Genomic DNA, 12,086 nt, shown 5'->3' on the forward strand with positions numbered 1-12,086 from the left:
CGAAAAGCCGCGCGCCTATCCGAAGATTTGCCCAAAGGCGTCGGGATCGCTACATCCCCCGTCAACTTCCCCATCCGCACTGAATCAAGGGCGCGACGCGACGTATGGCGCAGCAATATATCTTCCAGATGCAGGGTCTGACCAAGACCTTCCCCGGCGGCAAAAAGATCTTCGAGAACATCTGGCTGAGCTTCTACAACGACGCCAAGATCGGCGTCGTCGGGGTCAACGGCTCGGGTAAATCCACCCTGCTGAAGATCATGGCCGGTCTGGACAGCGAGTTTCAGGGCGAGGCCCGCGCCGCCGACGGCGTCAAGCGCGGCTATCTGGAGCAGGAGCCCCACCTCGATCCGGCGCTGAACGTGCGCCAGAACGTCGAGGCCTGGTGCGAAGAGAAGCAGTGGGTCAACCGCTTCAACGAAGTCGCCGCCGAACTGGGCGAAAACTACACCGACGAGCTGATGGAGGAGATGACCGCCCTCCAGGAGAAGATCGACGCCGGCGACGTCTGGGACATCGACAGCCGCATCGATCAGGCCATGGGTGCCCTGCGCTGCCCGCCGGACGACTGGGAAGTCACCAACCTGTCCGGCGGTGAAAAGCGCCGCGTAGCGCTGGCCCGCCTGCTGCTGTCGAAGCCCGACATGCTGCTGATGGACGAACCGACCAACCACCTGGACGCCGAATCCGTCGCCTGGCTGCAGCACCACCTGGAGAACTTCCCCGGCTGCGTCATCCTGGTGACCCACGACCGTTACTTCCTGGATCAGGTGACGAAGTGGACGCTGGAGCTGGACCGCGGCAAGGGCCACCCGCACGAGGGCAACTATTCCTCGTGGCTGGAAGCCAAGCAGAAGCGCGTCGTGCAGGAACAGTCGGAATCCGAAGCCCGCCAGCGCGCCCTCACCCGCGAACTGGAATGGGTCCGCTCGGGCGCCAAGGCCCGTCAGGCCAAGTCCAAGGCCCGTCTGGCCGCCTATGAGAAGATGGTCGCCGAGCAGGAAAACTCGCGTCAGGCCCAGTCCTTCGCCGTCATCCAGATCCCACCCGGCCCGCGTCTGGGCAACGTCGTGCTGGAAGTCGACGGTCTGAAGAAGTCCTATGGCGACAAGACGCTGTTCGACAACCTGACCTTCAAGCTGCCGCCCAACGGCATCGTCGGCGTGATCGGCCCGAACGGAGCCGGCAAGTCGACCATGTTCAAGCTGATCACCGGCCAGGAAACCCCTGACGGCGGCACGATCAAGGTCGGCGAAACGGTCAAGCTGGCCTATGTCGACCAATCGCGCGACGACCTGAAGCCGGACGACACCATCTGGCAGGCCATCTCGGGCGGCACCGACATCATGATGGTCGGCAAGCGCGAGATTAACACCCGCGCCTATGTCGGCTCGTTCAACTTCAAGGGCGGCGACCAGCAGAAGAAGGTCGGCCAACTGTCGGGCGGTGAGCGCAACCGCGTCCATCTGGCCAAGACCCTGGCCACCGGCGGCAACCTGATCCTGCTCGACGAACCGACCAACGATCTGGACATCGAAACCCTGCAGAACCTCGAAGAGGCGCTGGAAGAGTTCGCGGGCTGCGCCGTGGTCATCAGCCACGACCGCTGGTTTCTGGACCGTCTGGCCACCCACATCCTCGCCTTCGAAGGCGACGGCCACGTCGAATGGTTCGAGGGCAACTTCGAAGCCTACGAACAGGACAAGATGCGCCGCCTGGGCGCGGACAGCATCATTCCCAAGCGTATTCAGCACCAGAAGTTCGGTCGCTGATCCAGCTGACAGATTGACAAGCGGCCCTCCGAGCGATCGGGGGGCCGTTTTTCTATGCCCTACCCTCCCGCTCATCCCGGCGGACGCCGGGATCCAGTAAGAACCAAGCCGCCATAGGTCGAACACCACGCTTGTCGCCAAAGAACTGGATCCCGGCGTCCGCGGGGATGAGCGGTATTGAGTGAATGAGAAGGCTGGCGCTCCGACGAAAGCGGGATAGTCTGTCTCCATGACCCAGCGTCCCGCCGTCCTGATCATGCAGCGGCATCTGGCCCCGCTGAGCGCCTTTCTGGAAGGCGCCTACGATGTCTATCGCTTCTGGGAAGGCCCGCCGATCGAGGCCGCGCATGACATCCGCGTTCTGATCGTCGCGGGCGAGTTCGAGCTGGACAAGGCCCTGATCGAGCGCCTGCCCAATCTGTCGCTGATCGCCTGCTTCACCGCCGGATACGACGGCATCGACGTCGACTGGTGCCGCGCGCGCGGCCTGCCCGTCACCCATGCGCCCGGCGTGAACCACGAAGACGTGGCCGACCACGCCATCGGCCTGATCCTGGCCGCGCGGCGTCAGATCGCCGAGGGCGACCGCACGGTCCGGGCCGGCCAATGGAGCCTGTCCAGCCGCAGCATCACCACCTCCCTGAGCGGCCAGAGGCTGGGAATCGTCGGCCTGGGCCATATCGGCGAGGCCGTGGCGAGACGCGCCGAAGTCATGCGGATGGAGATCCGTTGGTGGGGCCCGCGCCAGAAAGAAGCCGCCTGGCCCCGTGCCGACAGTCTGATCGACCTTGCGCGCCGTTCCGACATTCTCGTCGTCGCCTGTCGGGCGGATGAGAACAATCGGGGTCTGATCTCGGCCGAGGTGATCGAGGCCCTGGGTCCAGCAGGCCTGCTGGTCAATGTCGCGCGCGGGCAACTGGTCGATGAGGACGCCGTCATCACCGCCCTGAAGGACGGCCGACTGGGCGGCGCCGCGCTAGACGTTTTCGCCCAGGAGCCGACCGAAGCGGCGCGCTGGGCGGGCGTGCCCAACACCGTCCTGACGCCCCATACCGGCGGCGCCACGACCGAAGCGGTGCAGGGGATGCTGATGCTGCTTCTGGAGAATCTCTCGGCCCACTTTGCCGATGAGCCGCTGAAGACGCCTGTCGCAGACTGAAACTCTGCTCCACCGGGCTGTCTCGCCCCCCATTCCAGACACGCAAAGAACGATCCGTGCCTGCATTACGCCCATAGAAGACCCGCGCGACCAGATTTTGCTTGCATAAGCGTATAAGGATATCTTTATACGACTTATGACACTGACCGCTGACCAGACTGTAGAAGCCCTGCGCGCCGCCGGCGAACCGACCCGCCTGCGCGTCCTGTCCCTGCTGGCTGCGGAAGAGCTGTCGGTGATGGAGCTGTCGCGGGTTCTGGACCAGAGCCAGCCGCGTGTCTCGCGCCATCTGAAGTTGATGGCCGACGCCGGTCTGATCGAGCGATTTCCCGACGGCGCGCGCGTCTTCTACCGCCTGTCGCACGACGCCCTGTCGCGGCGTCTGATCGACACTGTTCTGGACCTGCTGGACGACGGCGAGGGCGAGGCCGACCATCGCCGTCTGGACGAGGTGCGCAAGGAGCGCGCCATCGACGCCGCCCGCTATTTCGAGCAGATCGCGCCCCAGTGGGACCAGATGCGCAGCCTCTATGTCTGCGAAAGCGCGGTCGAGGCGGCGGTCGCGCGCGCGGCCGGGTCCGGCCCGTTCGAGCGCGTGGTGGACCTGGGCACCGGCTCTGGCCGGATGCTGACCCTGTTCGGCAGGAAGGCGAAGATGTCGGTCGGCCTCGACCTGTCGCAGAACATGCTGAACATCGCCCGCGCCAACGTCTCCAAGGCCGGGCTGGACAAGGTCGAATTGCGCCACGGCGACATCTTCTCGACCCGCCTGCCTCACGAAAGCGCCGACCTGGTGATCGTCCATCAGGTGCTGCACTACCTCGCAGATCCCGCCGCCGCCGTGGCCGAGGCCGCGCGTCTGGTCATGCCGGGCGGCAAGCTGCTGATCGTCGACTTCGCCCCCCACAAGTTCGAACACCTGCGCGAGGCGCACCAGCACCGCCGTCTGGGCTTCGCCGACACCGAGATTCGCGAATGGCTGACCAAGGCGGGCCTGACCCCCTCGGCGCCCATCGCCCTGCCCCCCGACACCGAGGGCCTGACTGTTCACATCTGGACCGGCGAGCGCGCCGCGAGCCCTGCCCGAAAGAGCGCCTGATGGCCCCCTCCTCTCTCGCCGAAGCCCGCGCCCTGCTGTTGTCGCCGCTGGGCCCAGTCGCGCGCGCCGGTTCCAACCGCAGCAGCGTCAACGTCTCCTTCGAGTTCTTTCCGCCCAAGACGGACGCGGCCGAGGCCAATCTGTGGTCAGCGATCCGACGGCTGGAACCGCTGAATCCGGCCTTCGTCTCCGTCACCTATGGGGCGGGCGGCTCGACGCGCGAGCGGACCCACCGCACCGTCCAGCGCATCATCAGCGAGACCACCCTGCGCCCCGCCGCCCACCTGACCTGCGTCGAGGCCAGCCGCGCCGAGGTCGATGAGGTCATCGAAGGCTATAAGGCCATCGGCGTCGATCACATCGTCGCCCTGCGCGGCGACCCGCCCGGTTCCGCAGGCATCGGCGGCGCCTATACGCCGCGCACCGACGGCTACGCCAACGCCACCGAACTGACCGTCGCCCTCAGCCGCATCGGCGGGTTCGAGGTCACGGTCGGCGCCTATCCGGAAAAGCACCCGGAAAGCCCGTCCATCGACCACGACATCGAGGTGCTGAAGGCCAAGGTAGACGCCGGCGCCACGCGCGCCGTGACCCAGTTCTTCTTCGACATCGAGGCCTTCCTGCGCTTCCGTGACCGGGTGCGGGCGGCGGGCGTGACCATTCCGCTGATCCCCGGCGTCATGCCGGTGTCCAACTTTGCGGGCCTGAAGCGGATGACGGCGGCGTGCGGCGCGGCCCTGCCCGACTGGCTGGCGGGTCATTTCGACGGGCTGGACGACGACCCGGAGACCCGCAAGCTGCTGGCCGCCTCCATCGCCGCCGAGACCTGCGCCCGCCTGCAGGAAGAGGGCTTCTCGGACTTCCACTTCTACACCCTGAACCGGGCCGAGCTGGTCTATGCGATCTGCCGGGTGCTGGGCGTGCGCGAAACCAAGGCTGTTGCGTAGATGACTTCCCCCCTCACCCGCGCCGAACGGATCGCCGCCCTGCACGCGGCGGCGAAGGAGCGCATCCTGGTGCTGGACGGCAGCTGGGGCGTGATGATCCAGCGCCGCGATCTGACGGAAGAGGACTTCCGCGGCGAGCGTTTCCGCGACCACAACCATCCGCAGAAGGGCAACAACGACCTGTTGATCCTGACGCGGCCTGACATCGTCGCCGACCTGCACGACGTCTATTACGCCGCCGGGGCCGATATTTCGGAGACGAACACCTTCTCCTCGACCACCATCGCGCAGGCGGATTACGGTCTGGAAGAGGCGGTCTATGACCTGAACTATGAAGGCGCCCGCATCGCGCGCGAGGTCGCCGATCGCTGGACGGAAAAAGAGCCGCACAAGCCCCGCTTCGTCGCCGGCGCCATCGGCCCGACCAACCGCACCCTGTCGCTGAGCCCCGACGTCAACGACCCCGGCTATCGCGCCGTCACCTATGACGAGGTCTATGAGGCCTATAAGCAGCAGGCGCGCGCGCTGCACCACGGCGGCGTCGACATCTTCCTGATCGAGACGGTGTTCGACACCCTGAACTGCAAGGCCGCGATCAAGGCGATCAAGGATCTGGAGGACGAGGGGCTGGAACCCCTGCCCCTGTGGATCTCGGGGACCATCACCGACCGCTCGGGCCGCACCCTCAGCGGCCAGACGGCCGAGGCCTTCTGGAACTCGGTGCGCCACGCCAGACCGTTCGCCGTCGGTTTCAACTGCGCCCTAGGCGCCGAGCTGATGCGGCCGCACATCGCCGAACTGAGCCGCGTCGCCGACACCCTGGTCAGCGCCTATCCCAACGCGGGCCTGCCCAACGCCATGGGCCAGTATGACGAACAGCCGCACGAGACGGCCCACTTCCTGGAGGAATGGGCGCAGTCGGGCCTCGTCAACATCGTCGGCGGCTGCTGCGGCACCACCCCCGACCACATCCGCCACGTTGCTGAGGAGGTCGCGGACGTGACCCCGCGCGCCGTGCCGGAGCGCCCCACAGCTCTGCGCCTGTCGGGCTTGGAACCGTTCGAACTGGTGTCGTGATGCGTCCTGTCTTCATCAACGTCGGCGAGCGGACCAACGTCACCGGCTCGGCCAAATTCCGAAAGCTCATCGTCGACGGCGACTACACCGCCGCCCTGTCGGTCGCGCGCCAGCAGGTCGAGGCGGGCGCCCAGGTCATCGACGTCAACATGGACGAGGGCCTGCTGGACGGCCCCGTCGCCATGCGCACCTTCCTGAACCTGATCGCGGCCGAGCCCGACATCGCCCGCGTGCCGATCATGATCGACAGCTCCAAATGGGAGGTGATCGAAGCGGGCCTGAAGTGCGTGCAGGGCAAGCCGATCGTCAACTCGATCTCGATGAAGGAGGGCGAGGACGCCTTCCGCCACCACGCCGTCCAGTGTCTGCGCTACGGAGCCGCCGTCGTGGTCATGGCCTTTGACGAGGCGGGCCAGGCCGACACCGCCGCGCGCAAGATCGAAATCTGCACCCGCGCCTACGACATTCTGGTCAATGAGGTCGGCTTCCCGCCCGAGGACATCATCTTCGATCCCAACATCTTCGCCGTGGCGACGGGGATCGAGGAACACGACAACTACGCCGTCGACTTCATCGAGGCGGTCCGCGCGATCAAAAAGACCCTGCCCCACGCCCGCGTCTCGGGGGGGGTGTCGAACGTCTCATTCAGCTTCCGCGGCAATGAGCCGGTGCGCCGCGCGATCCACAGCGTCTTCCTGTACCACGCCATCAACGCCGGTCTGGACATGGGCATCGTCAACGCGGGCGACCTGCCCGTCTATGACGACATCGACGCCGAACTGCGCGAATCGGTCGAGGACGTGATCCTGAACCGGCCGCAGCGGACGAATGTGTCCAACACCGAGCGGCTGGTGGACATGGCGCCCCGCTACAAGGGCGAGAAGGGCGCGGCCAAGGTCGTGGACCTGAAATGGCGCAACGCCCCGGTCGCCAAGCGCATCGAACACGCCCTGGTTCACGGCATCACCGACTACATCGTCGAGGACACGGAGGAAGCCCGCCAGGCGTCCGAACGTCCGCTGCACGTCATCGAAGGCCCCCTGATGGACGGCATGAACGTGGTCGGCGACCTGTTCGGCTCGGGCCGGATGTTCCTGCCGCAGGTGGTGAAGTCGGCGCGGGTGATGAAGCAGGCCGTCGCCCACCTCGAACCCTTCATGGAGGCCGAAAAGGCCGGTCAGGAACGCAAGGCGGCGGGCAAGATCCTGATGGCCACGGTCAAGGGCGACGTCCACGACATCGGCAAGAACATCGTCGGCGTCGTGCTTCAGTGCAACAACTACGAGGTCGTCGATCTGGGCGTCATGGTCCCGGCCGACCGCATCCTGGACGCCGCCGTCGAGCACAAGGTCGACATCGTCGGCCTGTCCGGCCTCATCACCCCCTCGCTGGACGAGATGGTCTTCGTCGCCCGTGAGATGGAGCGGCGCGGCTTCGACATTCCCCTGCTGATCGGCGGGGCCACCACCAGCCGCACCCATACGGCAGTCAAGATCGAGCCCGGCTATCGCAAGGGTTCGACCACCTATGTCATCGACGCCAGCCGGGCGGTCGGCGTGGTGTCGGGCCTGCTGTCCCCGACCGACCGGGCGAAGAACGAGGCGGCCACCCGCGACGAATACGTCCGCATCCGCGAGCAATACGCCCGCGGCCAGGAGGTGAAGGCCCGCGCCTCGCTGCAACAGGCGCGCGACAACCGCTGGCGGCCCGATGAGGCGCAACGCCCGGCCCCGGTGCCCTCCTTCCTCGGCGTGCGCGCCTATGAGGCATGGGATCTTCAGGATCTGGCCGACCACATCGACTGGACGCCCTTCTTCGCCAGTTGGGAGCTGATCGGTCGCTATCCGCTGATCCTGGAAGACGAGATCGTCGGCGAGGCGGCGCAGGATCTGTTCCGCGACGCCCAGGCCATGCTGAAGCGCATCGTCGAAGAGAAGTGGTTCACGGCCAAGGGCGTCGTCGGCTTCTGGCCCGCCAACGCCCGCGACGACGACGTGATCGTCTGGACCGACGAAACCCGCACGACAGAAGCCGCCTGCTTCCACGGCCTGCGCCAGCAGATCAAGAAGTCCAACGGCAAGCCGAACCTGTGCCTGTCCGACTTTGTGGCCGAGGACGGCGCTGACTATCTGGGCGCCTTCGCCGTCACCGCCGGTCATGGCGAGCTGGAAAAGGCGGCCGAGTTCAAGGCGGCTGGCGACGACTATTCCGCCATCATGGCCACGGCCCTGGCCGACCGTCTGGCCGAGGCCTTCGCCGAGCGGCTGCACAAGGAAGTCCGCACCCAGCTGTGGGGCTATGTTCCCGACGAACAGACTTCGGTGCAGGATCTGATCGAGGAGAAGTATCAGGGCATCCGCCCCGCACCCGGCTATCCGGCCCAGCCCGACCACACGGAGAAGGCGACCCTGTTCCGGCTGCTGGACGCAGGCGCCAACGCCGGGATGGAGTTGACGGAATCCTTCGCCATGACCCCGCCCGCCTCGGTCAGCGGCCTCTACTTCGGCCATCCGGGCAGCCACTACTTCGGCGTCGGCAAGATCGATCGCGACCAGGTCGAGGACTACGCCGCCCGCAAGGGCTGGGAGGTGGAGACGGCCGAGCGCTGGCTGGCGCCGATCCTGAACTACGATCCGGCCGCCATCGGACGAGACGACGCCGCCTGACCCGCGACCGGGGCCGCCATGTCCCCGACAGCGCGGCGGTGCTAAGGGTCAGGACGTCGTCTTTTTCGCCGGATGCCTGAGACCTATGAAGCCCCTGCCCGCCCTCGCCGCTCTCGCCTCGGACATGACCGCCTGGCGTCGGGATTTCCACGCCCACCCCGAGCTGTCGGGCGAGGAAAGCCGCACGGCGAAGATCGTCTTCGACGCCCTCAAGGACATGGGTCTGTCGCCTGAAGGCGGCATCGGCGGCGCGGGTGTTGTGGCGGTGGTTCAGGGACGCGAGCCCGGCCCGTCCATCGGCCTGCGCGCCGACATGGACGCCCTGCCCATGAACGACGACAGCGGCGCCGAGCACGCCTCGACCAAGCCCGGCGTCTCGCACGCCTGCGGCCACGACGGCCACACGGCGACCCTGCTGGGCGTCGCCCGCCACCTGGCGGCCAATCCGCCCTCGCGCGGGCGCGTCGTCCTGATCTTCCAGCCCGCCGAGGAGAACGGCCTGGGCGCCAAAGCCATGATCGACGACGGCCTGTTCGACCGCTATCCGTGCGACGAAATCTACGCCTATCACAACATGCCCCTGCTGCCGTTCGGAGAGGCGGCGGTGCGTCCAGGCGCGACCTTGAACGGCTACAAGATCTGGGACATCGACATCCAGGGCGTCGGCGGCCACGGCGCCGCCCCGCACAAGACCAAGGATCCCCTACAGGCCGCCGTCCGCGTCGCCTCGGAAATCTCGTCCATCATCGGCCGTCATGTCGATCCGATGGAACCGGCCCTGATCACAGTGACCAAGCTGCAGGCCGGCGCCTCGCACAACGTCGTGCCGCACGAGGCCAGCCTGGCGGGCACCCTGCGCGCCACCTCGCCCGAGGTGATCGAAACCATGTGGAACCAGCTTCAGGCCATCTGCGACGGCGTCAGCCGGATGACCGGCTGCACCATCACCATGACCGAAATCGCAGGCGTGCCGCCCTGCATCAACGCTCCGGACCAAGCCGCCCTCGCCGCCGACGCCTGCGCCTCCGTGTTGGGCGCGGACAAGGTGCTGCGCGACTTGAAACCCTACCCCTTCACCGACGACTTCGCCTACATGCTGCAGCACGCGCCCGGGGCTTACATGTTCTTTGGCCAGGGCGGGCCAATGGTCCATCAAACCGTTTATGACTTCAACGACGCCGTCCTGCCGGTCGCGTCATCGATCTTCGCGCGGATCGTGGAAGATCGCCTGACCTGACGAGGTCAGGCGGTCGGCGGCGAGACATAGGATCATGCCCCGTCGCCCCTGATCCTTAAAGCGTGTTCTTGTGGACGCGTCCGGCCTTCATGATCAGCTTCATCGTGCGGTCGGGGTCCGCGATCACCGAGATGTCCGTCAACGGATCGCCCTCGACCACCAGAAGGTCGGCATAGGCGCCTGCCTCGATACGCCCCAACTTCGCCGGATAGGGATTACGCGGCCCTGACAGGCTCAGAATCTCTGCGTTGCCGCCCGTCAGCATCCGCAGCACTTCCGCCGCGCCATACCAGCGCGCGAACTTGGCCAGTTGCTTGCCCTGCGTCGTCGTACCCTTGGGGCTGAACAGGATATCCGTGCCCAGGGCCATGTTGACCTTGTGCTTGCGACCCCATTCGACCGCGCGAGCCGTGCCCTCAGCAATGGTCTGCTGTTGGGCGCGCTGCTCAGGCGAGGGGTAAACATTAGCGTCCTCATCGGCCAGGAAGGGCTGGATGCTCCACCAGGCGCCGGCGTCCGCCATGCGTCGCACGGTCTCCTCGTCCGCCATCTGTCCATGCTCGATGGACTTCACGCCGCTGGCGACCGCCCGCTGGATGCCTGCCGGCGTATAGGTGTGGGCGCAGACATAGACGCCCCAATCTGTAGCGGCGGCCACCGCCGCCTTCATCTCGGCTTCCGTATATTGCAGGGCGTCGACCGGATCATAGGTCGAGGCGACACCGCCGCCTGCGTGGATCTTGATCTGGCTGGCGCCGAGCATCAACTGCTCACGCACACGGCGCAGCACCTCGGCCTCGCCGTCGGCGATGGCGGCGATTCCAGCCTGTTCGGCGACGCTGAGCGTGCTTTGGGATGTCCGGGGCAGATCAGCCCGCATCCGGAAGTCGCCATGACCCGAGGTCTGGGAGATCATCGAGCCCGACGGATAGATGCGCGGCCCGGCGAAACGACCTTCGTCAATCGCCCGCTTCAACGCAAAGCTGGGGCCGCCCATGTCGCGAACGGTCGTGAAACCCCGCATCACCGTGCGTTCGGCTTCCTGAGCCGCCACGAGGTGCAGATAGGGCATATCGGCGGTCATCGCCGCCATCTGGGAAATGCCCGCCAGCATGGCGTGCCAGTGGGCGTCGATCATGCCCGGCATCAGAATACGTCCGCCGCAATCCACGACATCGGCGTCCGCGACAATCTCGTCCGCCGGAACCAGGGCCTGGATCATGTCGCCGACGATGAGGACGTTGCGGCCTTCGATCAGGCGGGCGCTCGCTCCGTCGAAGATCCTCACATTGGCGAGCAGGCGCGGCTTGGCCGACGCCTGGGCGAACGCCGGCGAAGCGACGCCAAGCCCGGCCGCGGCGAAGCCCGCCGCCGCACCAGCCAGAATGGAGCGCCGCGACATGCCGGCTTCCATTCGGGCCAGCAGTTTTTGCGCCTGGGGAGAATGACAGGCGCAGGTCACGCCATGTTGCAGAGGCCGCTGCTGCGCGATTCCGCCGAACCAGGTCTTCAAGAGCACATCCTCACCAATCGAGCGGCCATGGCCGCATGCCAACGCGATAAGAACGGCTACGCTATTTCGATTCCGCAAACGGTCGGGGGGATTTCATAGGCCGCGACCATCCGTCGGCGACGACGGTTGCTCTTCGCCGCGAAGCTTGAGGTCATGATGTTCGGAGGGACGCCCCGAAGGGCGATTTCTTCAGCGAAAACCGATGGCTGGGGAACTAGGACTCGAACCTAGAATGACGGTACCAAAAACCGTAGTGTTACCATTACACCATTCCCCAGCGGTCCGGTGTTCCCGCCGCCGCAGTGCGTCGCGGCGAGGAGCGGTCATCTACGCCAAGGCTCCGGGGGATGCAACACCTGAAAACGAAAGAAATTTCATCGACCCGAGACTTTTTTCCGGAGCCTCATTTACCCGCTTGCGAGGGCCGGTCGGCATGGCTATAAGCCCCCTCCTCGACGCAAGCGGCGGCCCACGGCACGTGTGATTGCGAAAGTCGGAGTGTGGCTCAGTCTGGTAGAGCACCGCGTTCGGGACGCGGGGGTCGTAGGTTCGAATCCTATCACTCCGACCATCTTTCCTTAAAATGTGAATGTAGGCGACACCGCTCAGCTCGTGC

General features: G+C 66.1%; 8 protein-coding genes and 2 tRNA genes. 8 read left to right on the forward strand and 2 right to left on the reverse strand.

Going from position 1 to position 12,086, the window contains the following annotated elements; genetic code table 11:
• Nucleotides 1-104 precede the first annotated feature (104 nt).
• From ettA to ABC419_RS12140, 7 genes are all read left to right on the forward strand, one after another.
• The gene (gene ettA / locus ABC419_RS12110) at nucleotides 105-1,772 is read left to right on the forward strand and encodes an energy-dependent translational throttle protein EttA (protein ID WP_368924849.1); all 1,668 of its coding nucleotides are present in this window, start codon (nucleotides 105-107) and stop codon (nucleotides 1,770-1,772) included.
• A gap of 229 nt (nucleotides 1,773-2,001) precedes the next feature.
• Nucleotides 2,002-2,931, forward strand: a complete 930-nt coding sequence (locus ABC419_RS12115) for a 2-hydroxyacid dehydrogenase (protein ID WP_200167419.1) — start codon at nucleotides 2,002-2,004, stop codon at nucleotides 2,929-2,931.
• Nucleotides 2,932-3,067: 136 nt separating this feature from the next.
• Nucleotides 3,068-4,030 (forward strand): ArsR/SmtB family transcription factor, encoded by a 963-nt coding sequence (locus ABC419_RS12120; RefSeq protein ID WP_412877321.1) that lies wholly within the window; start codon nucleotides 3,068-3,070, stop codon nucleotides 4,028-4,030.
• Nucleotides 4,030-4,977, forward strand: coding sequence for a methylenetetrahydrofolate reductase [NAD(P)H] (gene metF, locus ABC419_RS12125; RefSeq protein ID WP_412877320.1), 948 nt, complete (start codon nucleotides 4,030-4,032; stop codon nucleotides 4,975-4,977). Before ABC419_RS12120 ends, metF begins: the two co-directional genes overlap by 1 nt.
• Nucleotides 4,978-6,054, forward strand: a complete 1,077-nt coding sequence (locus ABC419_RS12130) for a homocysteine S-methyltransferase family protein (RefSeq protein WP_412877319.1) — start codon at nucleotides 4,978-4,980, stop codon at nucleotides 6,052-6,054.
• Entirely contained in the window at nucleotides 6,054-8,720 is a 2,667-nt protein-coding gene (gene metH / locus ABC419_RS12135) for a methionine synthase (protein WP_412878007.1), read from the forward strand. Before ABC419_RS12130 ends, metH begins: the two co-directional genes overlap by 1 nt.
• A gap of 85 nt (nucleotides 8,721-8,805) precedes the next feature.
• Nucleotides 8,806-9,957 (forward strand): amidohydrolase, encoded by a 1,152-nt coding sequence (locus ABC419_RS12140; protein WP_412877318.1) that lies wholly within the window; start codon nucleotides 8,806-8,808, stop codon nucleotides 9,955-9,957.
• 55 nt (nucleotides 9,958-10,012) lie between these two features.
• Here ABC419_RS12140 and ABC419_RS12145 read toward each other — a convergent pair whose 3' ends face one another.
• Both ABC419_RS12145 and ABC419_RS12150 read right to left on the reverse strand, forming a co-directional pair.
• Nucleotides 10,013-11,359 carry a metal-dependent hydrolase family protein gene (locus ABC419_RS12145; RefSeq protein ID WP_412877317.1) on the reverse strand — a complete coding sequence of 449 codons (1,347 nt, stop codon included), beginning with the start codon at nucleotides 11,357-11,359 and terminating at the stop codon, nucleotides 10,013-10,015.
• Nucleotides 11,360-11,673: 314 nt separating this feature from the next.
• Nucleotides 11,674-11,747 (reverse strand) — tRNA-Gln (locus tag ABC419_RS12150).
• 217 nt (nucleotides 11,748-11,964) lie between these two features.
• Between ABC419_RS12150 and ABC419_RS12155 the strand changes: the two genes are divergently transcribed.
• Nucleotides 11,965-12,041 (forward strand) — tRNA-Pro (locus tag ABC419_RS12155).
• The last annotated feature ends 45 nt before the right edge of the window (nucleotides 12,042-12,086 follow it).

The organism is Brevundimonas phoenicis, from assembly GCF_047237745.1.
Taxonomy (GTDB): Bacteria; Pseudomonadota; Alphaproteobacteria; order Caulobacterales; family Caulobacteraceae; genus Brevundimonas.

What these genes read in the sequence shown, in the direction of transcription:
- ABC419_RS12115 (WP_200167419.1), top strand. Translation starts at nt 2,002, where the DNA reads ATGACCCAGCGTCCCGCCGTCCTGATCATGCAGCGGCATCTGGCCCCG.
- ettA (WP_368924849.1), top strand. Translation starts at nt 105, where the DNA reads ATGGCGCAGCAATATATCTTCCAGATGCAGGGTCTGACCAAGACCTTC.
- ABC419_RS12140 (WP_412877318.1), top strand. Translation starts at nt 8,806, where the DNA reads ATGAAGCCCCTGCCCGCCCTCGCCGCTCTCGCCTCGGACATGACCGCC.
- metH (WP_412878007.1), top strand. Translation starts at nt 6,054, where the DNA reads ATGCGTCCTGTCTTCATCAACGTCGGCGAGCGGACCAACGTCACCGGC.
- ABC419_RS12120 (WP_412877321.1), top strand. Translation starts at nt 3,068, where the DNA reads ATGACACTGACCGCTGACCAGACTGTAGAAGCCCTGCGCGCCGCCGGC.
- metF (WP_412877320.1), top strand. Translation starts at nt 4,030, where the DNA reads ATGGCCCCCTCCTCTCTCGCCGAAGCCCGCGCCCTGCTGTTGTCGCCG.
- ABC419_RS12145 (WP_412877317.1), bottom strand. Translation starts at nt 11,359, where the DNA reads ATGTCGCGGCGCTCCATTCTGGCTGGTGCGGCGGCGGGCTTCGCCGCG.
- ABC419_RS12130 (WP_412877319.1), top strand. Translation starts at nt 4,978, where the DNA reads ATGACTTCCCCCCTCACCCGCGCCGAACGGATCGCCGCCCTGCACGCG.